Here is a 20,798-nt window from a genome sequence, read left to right as displayed (position 1 = left end):
CGGGAGTGTCTTGGCGCCCACATTCACCGGCCTGCGCAGGCGCGACGGAGTGCCAAGCGACTATTCTTGCGCTCGGCAATATACTTGTGAGATTGTACCGATATACATGCGATACTGCCGATGCAGGCAGCGCGGGGGCTTCGATGACATCCGTAAGGGTCAATGAGCTGATATCGGTGGCGGGGCAGCCCGATGCCGCCGGTTTTGCTGCTTTTGCGGCGGACGGTTTTGCCGGCGTCATCAATGCCCGGCCGGATGGCGAGGAGCCGGGGCAGCCGGGCGATGCGGCGGAAAAGGCTTCTGCCGCTGCCGTGGGGCTCGCATACAGCTTCGTGCCGGTGAAAGGGCCCGAGATTACCGAGGCCGATATCCGCGCCTTCCAGAGGGCGATGATGCAAGCAAACGGGCCGGTCGTCGCTCATTGCAAGAGCGGCACCCGGGCGTTGACGCTCTATGCGCTCGGAGAGGTGCTTGACGGGCGGATGCAGCCCGGGGACGTCGAGGCCTTCGGTCAAAACCTCGGCTTCGATCTTGCCGGCGCGCGCCGCTGGCTGGAAAAGCGGGCAGGGCAGGCGGCTGTCGTGAAGGCTTTCTTCGAACCCCGCACTTGCAGTGTGCAATATGTCGTTTCAGACCCGGTAACGAAACGCTGCGCCATCATCGACCCGGTGCTCGATTTCGACGAAATGTCGGGTGCGACGGGAACGGCCAATGCCGATGCCATCCTCGCGCATATCGACAGCGAAGGGCTGACGGTCGAGTGGATCCTCGACACGCATCCGCATGCCGACCATTTCTCCGCCGCGCACTATCTCAAAGGAAAGACCGGCGCGCCGACGGCGATCGGCGCCCATGTCACCGACGTGCAGGTGCTCTGGAAGGAAATCTACAACTGGCCGGCACTCGAAACCGACGGCTCGCAATGGGACCGGCTGTTTGCTGATGGCGACACTTTCGAGATCGGCGGGCTTAGAGCCCGCGTGATGTTCTCGCCCGGCCATACTCTTGCCTCGGTGACCTATGTGATCGGCGACGCCGCCTTCGTGCACGACACCGTGTTCACGCCGGATACCGGCACGGCGCGCACGGATTTTCCCGGCGGCAGCGCCAGCGCTCTCTGGCACTCGATCCAGGCGATCCTGTCGCTGCCCGAGGAGACCCGGCTCTTTTCCGGCCACGACTATCAGCCTGGCGGCCGTCACCCGCGCTGGGAAAGCACGGTAGCCGCCCAGAAGCGCGCCAATCCGCATATATCAGGCATCGACGAAGCCGGCTTCGTGGCGCTGCGCCAGGCGCGCGACCGCACGCTGCCGAAACCGAAGCTGATGCTGCATGCGCTGCAGGTCAACATCCGCGGCGGGCGGTTGCCCGAACCGGAGGCGAACGGGCGACGGTATCTGAAGATTCCGCTGGATGCGTTGTAGGAACGCAGGGAGCAGCGTTGCGGCGTGCTTCGAGGCTTCGCCCGTTCGGGCTGCGCACCTCAGCATGAGGGAGGTTGGTGGATGCCGCGCCCACGACAGCGGGAATAGTAGGATGCTTAAGAGAGCTCCATCCTGGGGATGAGAATGCTGGCATCATACCGGCCAACAGCGCTCCGACGTTCCGTCTCCATATTTCGCCCACCAAACCCAATCTTCCGCAATAATGATTGACGTCGTGCGGGCGGGCGACGTAACTGGCGGTGACGGTTCCCTGAAGATGACTCCAAGGGGATTAATAGGGAACACGGTGAGGACGACCCAGTAGGGACCGAGACCGTGGCTGCCCCCGCAACTGTAAGCGGATTGTCGATCATCTCAGCTGTGGCCAGCGACTGGCCATCTCTGAAGGGCTTATGGCCCTGCCACTGCGATATATCGCGGGAAGGCGGATGAACGACTTATATCCGCAAGCCAGGAGACCTGCCGTCAATCACGATCCAATCAACCGGGCGGGGATGCCCGGATAAGGAACAGACATGATTGACCTTCTGAACCTTCGCCGAATTTCGGCATGCATCCGTCTCGATTGGGCCTCCTGCGGCTAGCGCGCGCGTCAGCGTGCCTTCGGCCGCGCGTGCGGCATAACCGTGCTTTTTCCTTCAATCGAGGTTTTTCATGCGCCAGATTCTCGCCACCATGACATTTGCCTTCGGGCTGATCGGCCTTGCGGCACCGAGCCTTGCTGCCACCCAATATCCTTTGACCATCACCAATTGCGGTGAGCAGGTGACTTTCCAGAAGGCGCCGTCGAAGATCGTTTCGATCGGCCAGGGAATGACCGAAATTCTTTTCTCGCTCGGCCTTGCCGACAAGATCGCCGGCACGGCCGTCTGGGTCGGTCCCGTGCTGCCGCAATATGCCGCGGCGAACAGCAGGATAAAGCGTCTCGCCGACAATGATCCGAGCTTCGAATCCGTCGTCGGACAGGAGCCCGACCTGGTGGCGGCCGAGTTCGAATGGCATGTCGGCGCGCAGGGCTCCGTCGGCAAGCGGGAGCAGTTTCAGGATCTCGGGATCAATACCTATCTTTCGCCGGCCGATTGCGTCGCCAAGGTCAACACCGATGGCGGCGACGGTGTGCGCAAGGAGCTGTTCACGATGGCGCTGATCTATCGCGAAATCGCCGAACTCTCAGAGATCTTCGACGTGAAGGAGCGCGGCGATGCGCTGATTTCCGAGCTGAAGAAGCGCGAGGCGGATGCCGTCGCCTCGATATCAGCCGCATCGGGCAAGAGCCTGCCCATCGTCTTCTGGTTCTCCAGCAAGGAAGTCAACGGCGACGCCTTCATTGCGGGCAAGAACAGCGCGCCTGCCTATATACTGAAGGCGATCGGCGCCAGGAATGTCGTCACCACCGAGGAGGAATGGCCGCTGGTCGGCTGGGAAACCATCGCCCAGGCGAACCCGGCCGTCATCGTGCTCGCCACCATGGACCGGCGCCGCTACGCCGCCGACGATCCGAAGGTCAAGATCGATTTTCTCGAGAACGACCCCGTGACCAAGGAACTCGATGCCGTCAGGAACAGGCACTTCGTGATGATGGACGCGCAATCGATGAACCCAACGATCCGCACGATCGACGGCATCGAGACCTTGGCGAACGGCATCAAATCCTTCGGCCTCTCGCAGTGAAGGCAGCGTCGGTCAGGAAACAAGGATGGTGGGCGCTCGCCGCGCTCACCATTTCAGCCCTTCTCCTTCTCGGACTGATGATCAGCCTTGCCGTTTCGATCGGCGAGATCGCGATCCCGCTGGCGACAACGGCGGAGGCCGTCTCCAACCGGCTGTTCGGAACGCAGTTCGAACTCAGCCGCATCCACCAGGGCATCGTCTGGGATTATCGTCTGAGCCGGGCGCTGGTTGCGGCCAGCGCCGGCGCGTCGCTCTCGCTCTGCGGCGCCGTGCTGCAGGCGCTGCTGCGCAATCCGCTGGCCGAACCCTATGTGCTCGGCATCTCCGCCGGCGCCTCGACGGGAGCCGTCTGCGTGATGATCCTCGGCCTCGGCTACGGTGTTCTTGGCCTTTCCAGCGGCGCCTTCATCGGCGCGGTCATTGCCTTTCTGCTGGTCGGCTTCCTGGCGACGGGTGCGGGAGGAACCGGCGAACGCATCATCCTGTGCGGCGTCGCCGGTTCGCAGCTCTTCACTGCGCTGACCTCCTACATCGTGACGACATCGGCGAATGCCGAGCAGGCGCGGGGCATCCTGTTCTGGCTTCTGGGTTCGCTCAGCGGCGTGCGCTGGCCGGATGTCTATCTCTCGGTGCCGATCGCGCTCACAGGTTTCGTCATCTGCATGGCCCATGTCAGGGCGCTCGATGCCTTCGCCTTCGGTACGGATGCGGCGGCCTCGCTCGGCATTGCGGTGCGCCGCGTCCAGATCCTGCTGTTCGGCCTGACAGCGGCGATGACGGCAAGCGTCGTCAGCATGGTCGGCTCGATCGGCTTCGTCGGCCTGGTCATTCCCCATGCCGCCCGCTTCCTCGTCGGGCCGGGCCATCGGCGGCTGCTGCCGGCAACAGCACTCGGCGGCGCGATCTACATGGTCGGCGCCGATATCGTCTCGCGCATCATCATCCCACAGCAGGTCCTGCCGATCGGCGTTGTTACGGCGCTCTTCGGCGCGCCAGCCTTTGCCGTCATCCTCTATCGCGTGCGGAGGAGCGCATGAGCATTACGATCGACGCGGTGAGTTTCGCCGCAGGCGACACGGTCATCGTCAACGGCGTCAGCCTGACGGTGGCAAAGGGCAAGGTGCTCGGTCTGCTCGGGCCGAACGGGTCCGGCAAATCGAGCCTGCTGAGGCTGATCTGCCGGCTGCGCAAGGTCCGCAGCGGCGTCATCCGGCTGGGCGACGACGATATCGCTTCGCTGTCGCGCGCCGCCCTTGCGCGGCGCATCGCCTTCGTCGAGCAGCAATCGACGACCGAGACGCAACTGACCGTGCGCGACGTGGTGCGGCTCGGCCGCACGCCGCATCGCGGGATGCTTGCGCCCTTCGGCGCGGAGGATGATGCCGCGGTCGAGGAGGCGCTGTTGCGGGTCGACATGCAGGCGAGGGCGGGCCAGCTCTGGCAGACGCTGTCGGGAGGCGAGCGACAGCGCGTCCATATTGCGCGGTCGCTGGCGCAGGCGCCGGGCGAGCTGCTGCTCGACGAGCCGACCAATCATCTCGATATCCAGCACCAGCTCGACATTCTCCGGCTGATCTCGAAGCTCGGCATCACCTGCATCGTCGCTCTGCACGATCTCAACCTGGCGGCAATGTTCTGCGACAGCCTGGCGGTGCTTCAGAAGGGTGAGGTCGTCGCCGCGGGCGCGCCGGAGGAGGTGCTTACCGAGGATATGATCGGCAGGGTTTTCGGCGTTCGCGCCCATGTCCAGAAGTCGGCAGTGCATGGGCGGCACCACATCCAATACGTCCTGGATTGAGGAATGGCCTTTTTCCTGGACTGGCGTATGATTTCCGAGGGCGCCTGCGCCCGGTCGAACGGAGTTTCGAGATGCTCGAACGAAATCAGTTTCCCCTGCGGCCCGTCGTCCCCGGCTTCGCTGTCGCCTGGGTCGCCATCATTTCAGGCGCGAGCGTCGCTCTCAGCCTGATTTTTGCCTGCGTCACGCCCTTCGTGGCCCTGGCGGCGGTATCGGCGGTCATTGTTCCCCGGCGCATGGCGCTGACGGCGGTCCTGCTGGCCTGGCTCGCCAACCAGATGGTCGGGTATCTCGTGCTCGGCTATCCCCAGACTTGGGACAGCTATGCGTGGGGTCTGGCGATCGGTCTTGCCGCATTTGCATCCCTGGCCGCAGCGCTCGGCGTGCTTCACCTTGCGGCCGGCCTGACCGTCACCGCGGCCGGCGCCTTCATGGCCGGCTTCGTTGCCTATGAAGGCGTGCTCTTTGCTGCGACGGCGGTGCTTCCGTCAGGCGAGGAAGCGTTTTCGGCGTCTGTGGTGGCGAATGTCCTGCTGATCAATTCTCTGGCCGCGATCGGCCTGGTCTGCCTTCACGCCGGCGCGGCAGCCGGCCGTGCGCTCGTTGCAAGCCAGGCGGGACCGGCGTTGCCTTAGGCGCAAAGACCTAAGGTGCCGGAAACCGCATTACCTCCCGCAACAGCGCAATGACCTCTGAGACCGACGGCCCTCTGACCGGTGGCGACACTGCGCGTTCACAGAACTCGCGCCAGACGAACAGCGTCAGTTCCGCGCCGTCCGCTGCGGTTTCTCCGCGTCCTTCTGCAAAGTTCTCGAGCAGACGATACCGGCCGTCCTTCCAGAACAACTCCTCCACCCAGTCATATATCGGAATGACATGAAAATGGATCGGATAACCGGGCGAGTGCCCGTATCGGCCGATATAGACGCGCTGAGCATTCAGGTCTTGTTTCAGCGCCTTCTGCGTTCTTGCAAGCAATGGGCCGAATTCGCCCAACGCCTTTTCCGATAAATCCGAAAGGTCAGTCGTGTCGGTCTTGGAACTGATCATGAGATAGCCGGGAAGGGCGGACTTCATCCGGTGGTTTACGAGCCATCCCGTGGTCTCGGCAACATGAAACTGCAGAGGAATCTGCAAGCGCCGCCTCTTTCGCTTTCGCAAAGGAACATTTCAACGCGGGAGAATAAGCAGTTTTGCAAGGGCTGCAACGGCGATCTTCAAGATCGATGCTCACTCGCTCTCGGCTCCGCGGCGCTCGCTCGCAAGCCCAACGAGCACGAATGGGTGGCGAACGGCAAGGCGCTGAAGTGAAATGCGCCAAGCATGGGTTGAGATCGTCGCCGGCAACGGCTATCTGGTTCCGGACCGCAAGCGGACCCTCCGCGAACGACAAGGCGCAAAGCTCCCATGATCCCCGATTTCCTCGTCACCCATTCCGGTGGCTTCCATGCCGATGAATTGCTGTCGAGCGTCATCCTGACCCGGCTTTTCCCGCAGGCGCGTATCGTCCGCAGCCGGGCGCCGGAATGGATCACGCCAGGCGAAGGCCGCATCATCTACGATGTCGGCGGCGCCTATGATCCTGCTGCCGGGATATTCGATCACCACCAACGCGGCGCCCCGATGCGCAACGATGGCCAGCCCTACAGCTCGTTCGGCTTGATCTGGAAGCATTACGGCCGTGATTATCTCGCAGCCTCCGGCCTTCCCGAAGCCCATGTCGAGGTGGTGCATGGCACTTTCGATGCGGGCTTCGTGCTGCCGATCGATCTGACCGACAATGGCGCGCTCAGCCCCTCGGGGCCGTTGGCGGGCTTGGCGCTGCCTGCGCTGCTGGAGACGCTGAAACCGGTTTTCGACGAAGCTGAACCCGAGGCCGACGATCGCGCCTTCCACGCGGCGCTTGCCATTGCCCGCAGTTTCGTCGAGGCGAGGATCGCCCAGAGTGCCGCAAAATTGCGGGCCGAGGCGATGGTGCATCGGGCAATCGAGGCTGCGGGGCAGGGCCGAGTTCTGGAGTTGCCGAGGGGAATGCCGTTCCGTCCCGCCATCGTCAAGGCAGGCGCCGAGCAGCTGCTGTTCGTCGTCCATCCGCGCGAAAAGGATTGGTGCGTGACCGGCATCCGCCGCGCCGACGAGGGCTTCGAACTCAGGGCGGATCTGCCGGCAGCCTGGGCCGGTCTCGCCAATGGAGAGCTGGAGGCGGTTTGCGGCATAGAGGGCGCGAGCTTCTGCCACAACGGCCGCTTCATCGCCGCCGCCAAGACTCGCGAGGCAGCACTTGCCATGGCCGATTTGGCGGTGAAGGAGGCGCTTTCGATCGGGGTGTAGTGGCCGTTATCCGCCTCGGGTTCACCTGATCTCATCTGCGTTCAGGTGAACCCAACTGTGAGGCGATTGACTTGCATCCGCGAAGGATTAAGCTTCGAGCCATAACAACCACCACCCACACGCGAGAGATAATGGAGGGTGTGAGTGGCCGGCGACCTTGAGGAGGATGAGGTTTGCCATGGATTACCGTGTTGTTCTGCTGATTGGTGCAACTGTCACTGCCCTTTTCCCCGGTGATGCCGGGGCGCAGGAGGGTGATGCGACGGCCGGCGCCACTGTTTTCAAGAAATGCGCGACCTGTCATGTCGTCGAGTCCGATACCAACAAGGTCGGTCCGTCGCTGAACAAGCTGTTCGGCAGGAAGGCCGGGACGCATCCCGATTTCGCCTATTCGGCCGCCATGAAGGCGGCCGGCGAAGGCGGCCTCGTCTGGGACGAGACGGTTCTGCGTGACTATCTCCATAATCCGAAGGCAAAGGTGAAGGGCACGAAGATGGCCTTTGTCGGCGTGAAGGACGACCAGGAGATCACCGATCTCATCGCCTATCTCAAACAGTATTCGCAGTGATGGGCAATATTCGCAGTAACGGGCAATACCCCAAATGACGGGCCGCGGCCGGGGTGGCGCATGGCTAAATTGCCGTAATTGCCGATATTTTCTATCTGTGCGATAATAAAGACGGACTTTTTGCGGAATGCGGTTTCACGGGTCAACCTGCTCGAGGAGGAGCGGAAATGGCTGTCGTGCTGATCCTCGTCCTGATTGTCGTCGGCTCCGTGCTGTTTCATGTGCTGAGCCCATGGTGGTGGACGCCGATCGCGTCCAACTGGACCTATATCGACAGTACCCTCGTCATCACCTTCTGGATCACCGGTATCGTCTTCGTGGCGGTGGTGTTGTTCATGGCCTATTGCGTCTACCGCTTTCGCCACAAGCCGGGCAACCAGGCGCATTACGAGCCTGAAAACCGCAGGCTGGAGGTGCTGCTCGCCTCGGGAACGGCGGTCGGTGTCGCGGCGATGCTGGCGCCCGGCCTCATCGTGTGGAACCAGTTCATCACGGTGCCTGCCGATGCCGCATCGGTCGAGGTCGTCAGCCAGCAGTGGCTGTGGAGTTTCCGCCTGCCGGGTGCGGACGGAAAGCTTGGCCGGGCGGAGACGCGCGACGTCAGCCCCGAGAACCCGCTCGGGCTGGACAAGAACGACGCAAGCGGCCTCGACGACATCATCATCGAGGGCGGCGAGCTGCACCTGCCGATCGGCAAGCCGGTACACATCCTGCTGCGCTCCGTCGATGTGCTCCACGATTTCTATGTGCCGGAATTCCGCGCCAAGATGGATATGATCCCCGGCATGATCACCTATTTCTGGCTCACGCCGACGCGGACAGGGACTTTCGAGATCCTCTGCGCCGAACTCTGCGGCGTCGGCCATCCGCAAATGCGCGGCACCGTCGTGGTCGATAACGACGCGGACTACCAGACCTGGCTCGGGCAGCAACAGACATTCACCCAGCTTACGGCGTCATCGGGAGAGCCGCCGCCGGCAAACTGACGCGGTGACGCGGTCGCAGGCCGGTTCAGGGAACCGGCGGGAAGGGAAGAGAGATCATGGTCGAGATTCCATCCGGCAGCATCCCCTCCGCCGAAGTCGAGGATGTCGAGCTTTATCATCCGCACAGCTGGTGGACCAAATATGTGTTCAGCCAGGATGCCAAGATCATCGCCGTGCAATATTCGATCACGGCGATCTCGATCGGCCTCGTGGCGCTGGTGCTCTCCTGGCTGATGCGGATTCAACTCGCCTTTCCAGGCTATTTCGCCTTCATCGATGCCGATCACTATTACCAGTTCATCACCATGCATGGCATGATCATGGTGATCTATCTCTTGACGGCACTTTTCCTCGGCGGCTTCGGCAATTACCTCATCCCGCTGATGGTCGGTGCGCGCGACATGGTATTTCCTTACGCGAACATGCTGAGCTACTGGATTTATCTGCTCGCGGTGCTGATCCTCGCCGCCGGCTTCTTCGCCCCGGGCGGTCCGACGGGGGCCGGCTGGACACTTTATCCTCCGCAATCCGTTCTTTCCGGCACGCCGGGCGGCAAGGACTGGGGTATCCTGCTGATGCTCACCTCGCTGATCGTCTTCATCATCGGCTTCACCATGGGCGGGCTGAACTATGTGGTGACGGTGCTGCAGGGGCGGGCACGCGGCATGACCCTGATGCGGATGCCGCTTACTGTCTGGGGCATCTTCACCGCCACCGTGATGGCACTGCTTGCCTTTCCCGCGCTCTTCGTCGCCTGCGTCATGATGCTCTTCGACCGCGTGCTCGGCACCAGCTTCTTCATGCCCGCCATCGTCGAGATGGGCACGCAATTGCAGCATGGCGGCGGCAGCCCGATCCTGTTCCAGCACCTATTCTGGTTCTTCGGCCATCCCGAAGTCTATATCGTTGCGCTGCCTGCCTTCGGCATCGTCTCGGATCTGATCAGCACGCATGCGCGCAAGAACATCTTCGGCTACCGGATGATGGTCTGGGCGATCGTCATCATCGGGGGCTTAAGCTTCGTCGTCTGGGCGCACCACATGTATGTCAGCGGCATGCACCCGGCCTTCGGCTTCTTCTTTGCCACGACGACGCTGATCATCGCGATTCCGACGGCGATCAAGGTCTACAACTGGGTGTTGACGCTCTGGCGCGGGGACATCCACCTGACGCTGCCGATGCTCTTTGCGCTCGCCTTCATCGTCACCTTCGTCAATGGCGGGCTGACCGGCCTCTTCCTCGGCAATGTCGTCGTCGACGTGCCGCTGTCGGATACGATGTTCGTTGTCGCGCATTTCCACATGGTCATGGGGGTGGCGCCGATCCTCGTCATCTTCGGGGCGATCTATCACTGGTATCCGAAGGTGACCGGGCGCATGCTGGACGAGACGCTCGGCCAGATCCACTTCTGGATCACCTTCCTCGGTACTTATGCGATCTTCTTTCCGATGCATTATCTCGGCCTGCTCGGCGTGCCGCGCCGTTACTTCGAGATGGGAGAGACCGCCTTCGTTCCGCCATCGGCCCATACGCTGAACATCTTCATCACCGTCATGGCGCTTGTCGTCGGCGCCGGCCAGATGGTCTTCCTGTTCAATCTCGTCTGGAGCCTTTTCCGCGGCCGGGAGGCCGGCGGCAATCCTTGGCGGGCAACGACGCTCGAATGGCAGACGCCGCAGACGCCGCCGGCGCACGGCAACTGGGGCAGGGACCTGCCCGTCGTCTATCGCTGGGCCTATGACTACAGCGTACCCGGGGCTGCCGAAGATTTCATTCCGCAAAATGTGCCGGCAAGCGATGGCGTTACCCGCGAGGCTCCGGCATGAACGTCATCCTGCTTTTCCTCGCCGCCATCGCCGCCATCATCATCTGGTGGCTTTCAGGGCAGCGGCTGACCTCGAAGCCCTGGCTGGAAACCGGCTCGGTGCAGTTGCCGGATCAACACGGCACCGAGCGGCCGCCCGTGCCGGCGGTGAAAATCGGCCTCTTCGTGTTTCTCGGCGTCGTCGGCGCGCTCTTCAGCCTTGCCGTCAGCGCCTATTTCATGCGTGCTGCGTCGGCCGACTGGTGGGGGATGCCGGTTCCGCGCCTGCTATGGGTGAATACTGCGGCGCTTGCGCTCAGCAGTGCTTCGCTGCAATGGGCAAAACGAGAAGCGCAGCATGGCCGCATGGAAAGCCTGCGGCCAGCGCTGGTGACGGGACTTGCGCTAGCCGTCTTCTTCCTCGCCGGGCAGATTCAGGCATGGCGGGAGCTGACGGCGGCCGGCTATGTGCTGGCCGACAATCCCGCCAACAGCTTTTTCTATATGCTCACCGGCCTGCATGGCCTGCATATTCTCGGCGGGCTCGCCGTGCTCACGCATACCACGGTCAGGGCATTTTCAGCGGAGGTCGCGCCGGACAGGCTGCGCCTCAGCGTCGATCTTTCCGCGATCTATTCGCATTTCATGTTCGCCGTCTGGCTGCTGCTTTTCGCGCTTTTTGCCGGCTGGGCGAACGACTTCGTCGATCTCTGCCGCACACTACTGAACTAAGGGGTTTGCAGATGGCACAGACTATCGAGACACACGGCGGGGCAGACCTCAGGCCGGCCGGCCTTCGCGGTGTCGCCGCCGATTTCAGCTCGGATCAGCGCGCCTTCAAGACCGCCTCCTGGGGCAAGGCGATGATGTGGATCTTTCTCCTCAGCGACACTTTCGTCTTCGGCTGTTTTCTGATCGCCTATATGACCGCCCGCATGTCGACGCCGGTTCCATGGCCCAATCCGAGCGAGGTTTTCGCGCTGCATATCGGCGGGCAGGATGTTCCGCTGATCCTGATCGCGATCATGACCTTCGTGCTGATCTCGAGCAGCGGCACAATGGCGATGGCGGTCAATTTCGGCTATCGCCGCGAACGCCGCGTGACCGCGATACTGATGCTGCTGACGGCCGCTCTCGGGGCAACCTTCGTCAGCATGCAGGCCTTCGAATGGACCAAGCTGATCACCGAAGGCGTGCGCCCCTGGGAGAATCCATGGGGGGCAGCGCAGTTCGGCTCGACCTTCTTCATGATCACCGGCTTTCACGGCACCCACGTGACGATCGGCGTCATCTTCCTGCTGATTACCGCCCGCAAGGTCTGGCGGGGCGATTTCGACGTGGAGCGGCGCGGCTTTTTCACCAGCCGAAGAGGGCGCTACGAGGCCGTCGAGATCATGGGCCTCTACTGGCACTTCGTCGACCTGGTATGGGTTTTCATCTTCGCGTTTTTTTATCTGTGGTGAGGTCGTTATGAGCGAGACAACGGCGCACGGGCAAAGCCCGCATACACAAGCACTGCACGCGCAAGATCACGGACAGCAGCATCCGATCCGGCTCTATCTCTTCGTCTGGGGCCTGCTCTTCGTGCTCAGCGCCTTTTCCTATATGGTCGATTATCTCGGGATCCACGGCTATCTCCGGTGGACGCTGATCCTGCTGTTCATGATGCTGAAGGCCGGGCTGATCGTCGCCATCTTCATGCACATGGCCTGGGAACGGCTGGCGCTGGTCTACGCGATCCTGCTGCCGCCCGTGCTGGTGCTGGTTTTCGTGGCACTGATGGTATCGGAAGCGGACTATACGATCTTCACCCGGCTGGCTTTCTTCGGTGCCACGCCTTAGACATCGGTTATCAGGTGCAACTATCTCCACCGGAGCAACGATGGCCGAGATTCTGCTGTTCCACCACGCTCAAGGGCTGACCCCTGGCGTGCGCGCCTTCGCGGACGAGATCAGGGCAGCCGGCCACATCGTGCATACGCCTGATCTGTTCGACGGGCGCATCTTCGACAGCATCGAGGAGGGGCTTGCCTATATCGGCCAGATCGGATTCGACGCGATCAGGGAGCGCGGCGTCCAGGTCGCCGACGAACTGCCCCGCGAACTGGTCTATGCCGGGTTCTCATTCGGCGTGCTGCCGGCGCAGAAGTTGGCACAGACACGGCGTGGCGCCCGCGGGGCCTTGCTTTTCTACTCCTGCCTGCCGATCAGTGGAAGATGGGCCTTCGGGCCTTGGCCGGAGGGCGTCGCCGTCCAGATCCACGGCATGGATAACGATCCGATTTTTGTCGGCGAGGGCGATATCGACGCGGCCCGCGAGATCGTGGCGAAGGTCGATGACGCCGAGCTTTTCCTCTACCCCGGCGATCAGCACTATTTCGCCGACAGTTCGCTGCCGTCCTATGACGCGGATGCGACCGCGCTCCTCGTTACCCGGGTGCTCGCATTCCTGGATCGCCGCTGATCCCGGCGGCCACCGACCCCACAAAATCCCCACCTAAATCGCGTCCTAAAACATGATGGAGGTCGCGCCGGGCGACGATCTCGGCAATGATGGCCGCCTATTCGCCACGATCCTGTCAGGCCATGCTGTTTATTCCGCTTCCCTTCGCCGTTGCCCTTCTGCTGCTTGTCCTCTTCGTTGCCGTCCTCAGGCGCGACGAGGAGGCGGTGCCGAACCGGCCGTTTCTGGCGCTCATCCTGCTTGCCGCGCTGCAATCCGTGCTCTCCGGCCTGCGTTGGGGATATGGGGTCCAGGCCGTTGGGTTGGTCGCGCCGGTGATCGCGGCGATGGTGCCGCCGCTTGCCTATGCCGGGGTTTCCCGGCTGGTGAGAACGAGCCGGCGGCCGCTGCCGGCGCGGATGGCCCTGCATGCCGTGCCCGCCGCCCTTATCCTGCTGCTGATGGCCGTTTGGCGGGAGGCGATCGACATCGCGCTGGTGCTGATCTTCGTCGGTTATGCCCTGGCGATCCTGCTTTTGATGGGCCCGGGCGCCGATGCGCTGCGGCTGGCGCCTTTCGAAGGGGCGGTGCCGGCCTACCGGGCAATCATCTTTACCGCCGCCGCCCTGTGTCTCTCGGCTGCGATCGATACCTTCGTCTTCCTCGACCTCACCTCGGCCCATAGTGCGCGGGCGCTGATGCTGATCAGTATCGGAAATCTCGCCGTCCTCGTCATTCTCGGCATTGCGGCGGCCGCCGCCAGCCGAAGCCGGGCGCCGGCGGAGATGGTGGAGACGGCGCCACGGCCGGAGACGAGCGAAGACAAGGAAACGATCGCCGCGGTCGATGCGCTGATGGAGGCCCGCAAACTCTATCGCGATACCAATCTCAATCTCGACCGGCTGGCCCGCAAGACCGGCATCCCCGCCCGCCAGATCTCGGCGGCGATCAACCGGGCGATGGACAAGAACGTCTCGCAATATGTCAACGACTACAGGATCGGCGAGGCCTGCCGGCTGCTTGCCGGCACCGAGAAACCAGTGACTGAGGTGATGTTCGAGGTCGGCTTCCAGACGAAGTCCAACTTCAACCGTGAATTCCGACGGGTGACGGATATGACGCCGGTTGCGTGGCGGCAGAGGAAGGGGTGAGGCGGACGGCCTGATCCTCGAAGGACAAGGACGGCCACTGCCACGTACACAATCGCGATCGAGGACTCCCTGGATCGTGTTCGAGGTCGCGATTGCTGTCGGGTCGGCGATGTTTGCCGGCATGAACACGACATCAGAACATGACCGAGACCTTGCGGCCAAGCTCAGATCGCTTTCGATCGAGCCCGGGACCTTGAAGATGGCGCCGCCGAAGCCTCGTGCCCGGCGGCGCGTGATCCCTGGCGCGATGCTTGTCCTTGCTGCGGCGGCACCGCTGGCGGCGGCTCTTTTCTATAGGGCCGAGACGCTGCAGCGTGTCGAGACCGCGCTTGCGGGTTTTTCGGGCGGTGATCTTGCGATATCCGCTGATAGGGTGGAGAGGCGCGTCAGAGACGGCGTCGCTGTTGGGGCGATGCGGACTCCGACCGAGGATGGAGCGAAGAGCACAGCTGCGTCGACCCGGGAAATCACCGGCTCCGGCTATGTTGTCGCCACCGATATCGCCACAGTCTTTTCCAAATATGAGGGCCGGATCGTCGCGGTCGAGGTCGACGCGGGCGACAGCGTCGTCGCAGGGCAGGTGCTGGTGCGGCTTGACGATGCCGGCGCAGGCTTTTCGCTTCGGGGCGCCGAGATATCGGGACGGGCGGCGGCGCTGGCGCTTGATGCAAGGACCATCGAGTTTGCACAGGCGCGATTGTCGTTTGCGCGCAGCGAACGGCTCGCCGGGCACGACGCCATGTCGGCGCAGTCGCTGGAGGAGGCGAGAACGGCTGTCGATAAGGCCGAGAATGCCGTCCTGCAGGCGCGCCAGGATGCTGAAAAGGCGGAGCTCGAGATCGACAAGGCGCGTGAGCGGGTGGAGGCGCTGATCGTGCGTGCGCCGATCTCCGGCATCGTCACGCGGCTCGACGCGCATGTCGGCGACACGGTGCTGTCGCGCGAGGACAGCGTGCGGGAGGATGAAAGCCTGCTCACTATTACCGATATGGCGAGCCTGGTCATCGATGCCGATGTGGCCGAGGCCAATATCGCGCTGATGCGGCCGGGCCTGTCGGGCGAGGCGATTCTCGACGGCTTCCCCGGCCAGCCCTTTGCGATCGAGGTGTCGAAGATCGCGCCTGTCATTTCGCGGGAAAAGGGGACGGTGACGCTGCGCCTGTCGCTGACGTCGCCGCCGCTGGGCATGCGGCCTGCCATGGCGGCGCGTATCCGGCTGGTGGTGGGGGATGCCGCGGCTTCCGGTGCGTCGGCCGCTGGTGCTCATCACCCGCCCTCGTCCTTCGAGGCTCCGGCCTTCGGCCTGCGCACCTCAGGATGAGGGCTGGTTGTTGTGCCGTGTGGCTGGAAAGCTGATCGGGTGCCGTGCGGCAGGCGGGCTGATTGGTGCCGTGCGGTTCGGCTTGTTGTGCCGGAGATCGCAGCTTCTCTCCGACCTCATTCTGAGGTGCCCCGCAGGGGCCTCGAAGAACCAGGGCGGCCACCGGTTACCGGCCACAGATCAACAAACCACCAAGGAGCAGAGCAATGACCGACACTCAAGACCCCTATATCGCGCTTGCCGGCGTCAGGAAGGCGTTCCGGATCGGGGCGGAGACGATACCGATCTTTTCGGGGCTTGACCTCTCCATTCCGCGCGGCGATTTCGTTGCGGTCATGGGGCCGTCGGGTTCCGGAAAATCGACGCTGCTGAATATGCTGGGCGGCATCGACAGCGCTGACGCCGGCGAGATCCGGATCGGGCGCAGCCATCTCGAGCAGATGGGCGAAGGGGCGAGGGCCGCCTGGCGGGCGCACAGCATGGGCATCGTCTTCCAGTTCTACAATCTGCTGCCGATGCTGAATGCGGCTGACAATATCGAGTTGCCGCTGCTCTTGAAGCCGCTGACGCGCAAGGAGCGTCGGGCGCGTGTCGACACGGTGATGGATCTGGTCGGGCTTGCCGGGCGCCAGCGGCAGTTTCCGTCGAGCATGTCGGGCGGGCAGCAGCAGCGCGTCGGCATTGCGCGTGCCATCGTCGCCGATCCTGATCTCATTCTCTGCGACGAGCCGACCGGCGATCTCGACCGGAAATCGGCCAATGATATCCTGGAGATGCTGGTCTTCCTCAATCGCGAGCTTCAGAAGACCATCATCATGGTCACGCACGATCCCGAGGCCGCCGCCTTTGCGAGGCGCACGCTGCATCTCAACAAAGGCGAATTCGTCGAGGGGGAAGGCCGATGACCTTTTTCCAGCTCATGCGGCGCAATGCCTGGCGTAAGCGGCTGCGCGCCATTCTGCTGATGTTTTCGGTCGGCATCGCCTTCCTGATCTACGGACTGACGGCGAGTTTCGTCAGCGGCAGCCAGGGGGCGGCCGGCGCCAGCGACAATCTGCTCGGCGTGTTCAATAAATCGGGCCGGGGGCTGCCGCTGCCGATTGCTTATCTCAACCGGATCGCGGCGGAAGGTGGTGTCGCCGCCGTCGCCTATACGGCGCGGATGCGCGGCTTCGTCGAGGTCGAGAAGAATGTCGTCGCCGTCAGCGCGGTCGATCCGCAGGCGATTGCCGCGGCCAATGGTGCCGAACTCCGGCTGACGCCCGAGCTGATCTCGGCGCTGGAAGAAGGCGGCGACCGGGTGCTCGTCGGCAGAGCGCTGGCTGAGGCGCAGAACTGGTCGGTCGGCCAGCGCATCGGCCTCACCAGTCAGCTCATGAAGGCCGACGGCAGCCGGAACTGGAGCTTCACCATCGCGGGCATCTTCGAGGGGGCTGATGCCGGCAGCGACACCTATTTCATGCTCGCTCGCTACGACATGGTCAATGCCGCCCGCGCGCGGGACAGGGATACCGTCGACGCCTTCGTGGTGCGCCCGCGCGACGGTATCGCTTCGGGCGTGCTGGCGGCGCGCATCGACGCGCTCTTTGCCAATTCTGCGGCGCAGACCCAGACGCAATCGGAAAAACAGTTCCTCGAAGGATTTCTCCGGCAGTTCGCCGATGTCGGGCTGATCGTCAGCCTCGTCGTCGGCGCGGCCTTCGTGACGATCCTGATGATATCGGTCAACACCATGCTCTTTGCCGTCAGGGAGCGCCGCTTCGAAATCGGCGTGATGAAGGTGCTCGGCTTTTCCCGGGGTCGCATCGTCGCGCTCATTCTCGGCGAGACGCTGTTCATCTTCGCCATCGGCGGGGCCGGCGGGCTCATCCTGGCCAAGCTCGCGACACTGTCGATCGGGCCGGAATTCGGCCTCGTCTTCAGCGGCGAGGTACTGCTGAAATCCATCGCGATCATTGCCGGGCTCGGCCTACTGACCGGGCTGCTGCCGGCCGTGAACGCCATGCGTCTGCCGATCGTCAACGCTTTCAAAACGAGATAATCCAATGTCATCAGCGCTCAAGCAGACCTTTCTCATGATGAGAATCAATCTCGGCAGCCTGCCGCGTCGGCTCGCGATTTCGCTGTCGATGGTGCTGTCGGTCGCTCTCGTGGTGGCGGTGCTGGCAGGGTTTCTAGCGATGGCGCGCGGCTTCGAGGCGGCTCTTGCCGGTGCCGGCTCGCCAGACATCGCCGTCATCCTCGGCGGCGGCACCAACCAGGAAACCGGTTCCGACGTGCCGGCAGATGCGATCCGCAGCCTGACCGCCATCAGCGGGGACACCGGCATCGCGCGCGACCGGGCCGGCGGGCTGGCGCTGTCGCGCGAGACCATCGTGCCGATCGATGTGAAGGGGAGCGACGGCGCCGAGCAGACGCTGTCGCTGCGGGGCATGGACCGCACAGGGCTCGATCTGCGCGGCCGCGCCCGGCTTTCGCAGGGGCGGCTGTTTGCGCCGGGCGGACGCGAGATCGTCGTCGGCGCCCGCATCGCAGACGCTTTCCCCGGCTTTGCCGTCGGCCGGAGAGTGCGGTTCGGCGCTGTCGATTGGACCGTCGCCGGTCATTTCACTTCCGGCGGCAGCGCCTTCGAATCCGAGATCTGGGCGGATCTGGATGCTGTGCAAGCGGCCTTCGGCCGGCAGGGACAGGTGCAGAGCCTGCGCGTGCGGCTTGCCGGCGGGGGCGATCCCGCGCGTGCGCTGGCGGTGCTGCGCGAGAGACTGTCCGATATATCGGGCACGCCACTCACATCAATCCCCGAGGCCGATCTTTATGCCGCGCAGGCCGAACGCACCGAGAGCCTGATCCGCCTGTTCGGCTGGCCGATCGCGCTGCTGATGGCGGTCGGCGCGACGGCGGGCGCGCTGAACACGATGATGAGCTCGGTCTCGGACCGCGGCGTTGAGATCGCCACCTTGCGTCTGCTCGGCTTTTCCCGCCTGCCGGCATTCGCCACCACCTGGTTCGAGGCGGTGCTGCTATCGGTGGCTGGCGCCGGTGTCGGCATCCTCACCTCCCGGCTCGCCTTTGACGGTTGGCAGGCAAGCACGATGGGCGCAAACAATACCAAGATGGCGTTTGACCTTGTGGTTACGCCTGATGTGATTTTGACGGCAGGTTTGCTCGGGCTGGCGGTCGGCGTGATCGGTGGTGCCCTGCCGGCGCTGGCGGCGGCAAGGCTGCCGCTGAGGGCGGCGTTGCGGGAGAGGGGGTGAAGTAGTGCCTCGAAGACCTTGGCTGCCGTGCCGTTTGGCCCCCTCATCTGCCTGCCGACATCTTCTCCCCGCTGGGGAGAAGTGGAATCGTGGGAACGTTTTGCCCTTCTCGAACGCATCCTGTGTAGACACGAAGCCTTCGGCTTGCTCCCCCAGCGGGGAGAAGGTGGCCCGAAGGGTGGGATGAGGGGGCTACACGGCATATCTTTTATTGCTCCATCGCTCCACATACCGCCGATTCATGCAATTACCCCGCCGGATAATTTTCGGATAAGTTGCATCTTTCCAGTGTGTTAGCAAATCCGCGCCATTGCCTGTGGAGTAAGGTCCGCAAACTGGCCCGCTGCCGCATTGACAACATCTTCTCGCCCTTTTGCCGTGGCGGGTTGCTCCCGCCGCGTTCGGACGGCCGGTTCCGGTCGATTCGAGTGGCGATGTAGCGATCCGACGAACAGGGCAACATTGGCGATATGACAATCTACTATGTGAACTCAGCGACTGGCTCCGACCGCAACGGCGGAACGGGCCAGAACTCGGCTTTTGCGACTTTGTCCAAAGTGGAATCCTTGACTTTGAAACCGGGCGACAGCGTGCTTCTTGCCAAGGGCAGTGTCTTCAACGAGCAGTTCGATATCAAATATTCCGGCACCGAGAGTGCGCCGATCAAGTTCGGCAGTTACGGGACGGGGACCGCACCCGTCATCCACAGCGGCGGCGATGGCATTCACAGTCTTTATGCCTCGAACATCGTCATCGAAAACCTCAAAATATCGAACACCGGCGGTGCGGCCATCTATGGCGGCGATGTCACCAACTGGACGGTCCGCAATGTCGAGATCGCCAAGAGCGGGATGTCGGAAAACGCAGGCGCCGTCACCTTCAGGAACAGCAAGAACGTCACGGTCGAAGACAGCAAGATATCTGATGTCAAAGGCGACGGTTTCTGGATCGAAAAGGTCAGTGGCGTCAAACTTCTTAACAATTCCGTCACCAGTGCCAGCGGCTCTACGGCCGATGCGATGCAGGTCAACGACAGCAGCAATATTCTGATCAAGGGCAATCATCTCGACCAGACCCATGCCGTCAGTCCGAAGGGGGGAATCGCGCTGGTGCGGGCCTCCGATGCCGTGGTCGCGGACAATGTCCTGACCGGCGGCGGCTTCGGTATCAGCGCGCCTGCGGGCAAGAATGTCGCCATCCACGGCAACGACATATCGGGATATCACGGTTACAGCTGGTCCTTCGCCGTCGGCCTCGGCGATCAGGGCAGCGCACGGGATTACGACATTTCTGGCAACCACATTCACGATGGCGCCTGGGGCGTGGCCGTCAGCGGCGCCACCGGCACCAGCTATAGCCTGACGAATATCAAGGTCCACGACAACGTCTTCGACGACCTCACACAGGCGGCGCTGAAGGTCGACAGGCCGGCATCCGGCTCCTTCTACAACAACACCATCGAGACCGGCGTCAAGGCCACCAGCATATCCCCCGCCATCGTCGACGCGCATACCTTTTCCGTCAGTAACAACCACACGGTCGCAAGTGTCGAGACGGCGCTTGCAAGCACCGAGGCCAAGGTTGCCGCAACGACGGAGGCGGTCTCCGACCCGGCAGTAGTCGCCGTTCACGACAATCTGAAGATCTTCACCGATACGGGCGAAGCCCATCGCGGCAATCTTCTGGAGAACGACAGCTCCGACAACGATACGCTGGTGCTTCGCCGCTTCGGCGACGAAGCCGTCGGCAAGCACGGCCTGACACTGACTGGAGACTACGGTTCCATCCACGTGGACCGGGAAGGCAACTATGCCTACACGCTCGATGAAACGAAGCTGCCCGACGACCATAGTGGACATGTGAGCGAGTCTTTCAAGTACGGCATCGACGATGGAACCTCCCATCACAGCGACGCGGATACGCTGACCGTCTTCATCCATATGGATGGCTTGCTAAGCTAAGATAGGGGACGGCCTCTCTCCGCCCTCGTCCTGAAGCGTCCCGTAAGGGGCATTGAAGGGCG

The 20,798-nt window shown here is 62.9% G+C and carries 20 protein-coding genes and 1 riboswitch; of the genes, 19 read left to right on the top strand and 1 reads right to left on the bottom strand.

What is annotated here, in order from left to right:
• Window positions 1-143 precede the first annotated feature (143 nt).
• The 5 genes from blh to K6N12_RS23730 all read left to right on the top strand — a co-directional run bounded on the left by blh (window position 144) and on the right by K6N12_RS23730 (window position 5,549).
• Window positions 144-1,424 (top strand): bifunctional sulfur transferase/dioxygenase Blh, encoded by a 1,281-nt coding sequence (gene blh, locus K6N12_RS23750; RefSeq protein ID WP_097625978.1) that lies wholly within the window; start codon window positions 144-146, stop codon window positions 1,422-1,424.
• A gap of 247 nt (window positions 1,425-1,671) precedes the next feature.
• Window positions 1,672-1,926, top strand: a riboswitch (cobalamin riboswitch).
• 173 nt (window positions 1,927-2,099) lie between these two features.
• A complete protein-coding gene (locus K6N12_RS23745) occupies window positions 2,100-3,116 on the top strand; it encodes an ABC transporter substrate-binding protein (RefSeq protein ID WP_097625977.1) in 1,017 nt (338 codons plus the stop codon).
• Entirely contained in the window at window positions 3,113-4,153 is a 1,041-nt protein-coding gene (locus K6N12_RS23740) for a FecCD family ABC transporter permease (RefSeq protein ID WP_131711779.1), read from the top strand. Before K6N12_RS23745 ends, K6N12_RS23740 begins: the two co-directional genes overlap by 4 nt.
• Complete coding sequence (locus K6N12_RS23735) at window positions 4,150-4,914, top strand: ABC transporter ATP-binding protein (protein ID WP_097625975.1); 765 nt, start codon at window positions 4,150-4,152, stop codon at window positions 4,912-4,914. The genes K6N12_RS23740 and K6N12_RS23735 overlap by 4 nt, the downstream gene beginning before the upstream one ends.
• Window positions 4,915-4,985: 71 nt before the next feature.
• Window positions 4,986-5,549: a hypothetical protein gene (locus tag K6N12_RS23730; protein ID WP_097625974.1), complete on the top strand. Its 564-nt coding sequence runs from the start codon at window positions 4,986-4,988 to the stop codon at window positions 5,547-5,549.
• A 10-nt stretch (window positions 5,550-5,559) separates the two neighbouring features.
• Here the strand turns inward: K6N12_RS23730 and K6N12_RS23725 are convergent, their stop codons facing one another.
• Window positions 5,560-6,051: an HIT family protein gene (locus K6N12_RS23725; RefSeq protein ID WP_097625973.1), complete on the bottom strand. Its 492-nt coding sequence runs from the start codon at window positions 6,049-6,051 to the stop codon at window positions 5,560-5,562.
• 270 nt (window positions 6,052-6,321) lie between these two features.
• Between K6N12_RS23725 and K6N12_RS23720 the strand changes: the two genes are divergently transcribed.
• The 14 genes from K6N12_RS23720 to K6N12_RS23655 all read left to right on the top strand — a co-directional run bounded on the left by K6N12_RS23720 (window position 6,322) and on the right by K6N12_RS23655 (window position 20,736).
• A complete protein-coding gene (locus K6N12_RS23720) occupies window positions 6,322-7,245 on the top strand; it encodes an MYG1 family protein (RefSeq protein WP_097625972.1) in 924 nt (307 codons plus the stop codon).
• A 178-nt stretch (window positions 7,246-7,423) separates the two neighbouring features.
• Complete coding sequence (locus K6N12_RS23715) at window positions 7,424-7,813, top strand: c-type cytochrome (protein ID WP_097625971.1); 390 nt, start codon at window positions 7,424-7,426, stop codon at window positions 7,811-7,813.
• A gap of 167 nt (window positions 7,814-7,980) precedes the next feature.
• Window positions 7,981-8,799 (top strand): cytochrome c oxidase subunit II, encoded by an 819-nt coding sequence (locus K6N12_RS23710; RefSeq protein WP_097625970.1) that lies wholly within the window; start codon window positions 7,981-7,983, stop codon window positions 8,797-8,799.
• Between the two features lie 56 nt (window positions 8,800-8,855).
• A complete protein-coding gene (gene ctaD, locus K6N12_RS23705) occupies window positions 8,856-10,625 on the top strand; it encodes a cytochrome c oxidase subunit I (protein ID WP_097625969.1) in 1,770 nt (589 codons plus the stop codon).
• The gene (locus tag K6N12_RS23700; protein WP_097625968.1) at window positions 10,622-11,335 is read left to right on the top strand and encodes a cytochrome c oxidase subunit 3; all 714 of its coding nucleotides are present in this window, start codon (window positions 10,622-10,624) and stop codon (window positions 11,333-11,335) included. Before ctaD ends, K6N12_RS23700 begins: the two co-directional genes overlap by 4 nt.
• Before the next feature lie 11 nt (window positions 11,336-11,346).
• Entirely contained in the window at window positions 11,347-12,066 is a 720-nt protein-coding gene (locus K6N12_RS23695; RefSeq protein ID WP_131711778.1) for a heme-copper oxidase subunit III family protein, read from the top strand.
• Window positions 12,067-12,073: 7 nt separating this feature from the next.
• Entirely contained in the window at window positions 12,074-12,445 is a 372-nt protein-coding gene (locus K6N12_RS23690) for a cytochrome C oxidase subunit IV family protein (protein WP_097625966.1), read from the top strand.
• Window positions 12,446-12,485: 40 nt separating this feature from the next.
• Window positions 12,486-13,067, top strand: coding sequence for a dienelactone hydrolase family protein (locus K6N12_RS23685; protein WP_097625965.1), 582 nt, complete (start codon window positions 12,486-12,488; stop codon window positions 13,065-13,067).
• Window positions 13,068-13,153: 86 nt separating this feature from the next.
• Window positions 13,154-14,197: a helix-turn-helix domain-containing protein gene (locus K6N12_RS23680; RefSeq protein WP_179867123.1), complete on the top strand. Its 1,044-nt coding sequence runs from the start codon at window positions 13,154-13,156 to the stop codon at window positions 14,195-14,197.
• 76 nt (window positions 14,198-14,273) lie between these two features.
• Window positions 14,274-15,518: an efflux RND transporter periplasmic adaptor subunit gene (locus K6N12_RS23675; RefSeq protein ID WP_222148981.1), complete on the top strand. Its 1,245-nt coding sequence runs from the start codon at window positions 14,274-14,276 to the stop codon at window positions 15,516-15,518.
• 206 nt (window positions 15,519-15,724) lie between these two features.
• On the top strand, window positions 15,725-16,423 hold the full coding sequence (locus K6N12_RS23670; protein WP_097625963.1) for an ABC transporter ATP-binding protein: 699 nt from the start codon (window positions 15,725-15,727) through the stop codon (window positions 16,421-16,423).
• Complete coding sequence (locus K6N12_RS23665) at window positions 16,420-17,559, top strand: ABC transporter permease (RefSeq protein ID WP_097625962.1); 1,140 nt, start codon at window positions 16,420-16,422, stop codon at window positions 17,557-17,559. Before K6N12_RS23670 ends, K6N12_RS23665 begins: the two co-directional genes overlap by 4 nt.
• A gap of 4 nt (window positions 17,560-17,563) precedes the next feature.
• A complete protein-coding gene (locus tag K6N12_RS23660) occupies window positions 17,564-18,775 on the top strand; it encodes an ABC transporter permease (protein ID WP_097625961.1) in 1,212 nt (403 codons plus the stop codon).
• 470 nt (window positions 18,776-19,245) lie between these two features.
• The gene (locus K6N12_RS23655) at window positions 19,246-20,736 is read left to right on the top strand and encodes a right-handed parallel beta-helix repeat-containing protein (protein WP_097625960.1); all 1,491 of its coding nucleotides are present in this window, start codon (window positions 19,246-19,248) and stop codon (window positions 20,734-20,736) included.
• Window positions 20,737-20,798: the final 62 nt, after the last annotated feature.

The organism is Rhizobium redzepovicii (genome assembly GCF_019793435.1).
Classification (GTDB): Bacteria; Pseudomonadota; Alphaproteobacteria; order Rhizobiales; family Rhizobiaceae; genus Rhizobium; species Rhizobium redzepovicii.
This window is presented reverse-complemented; position numbering and strand designations above follow the sequence as displayed.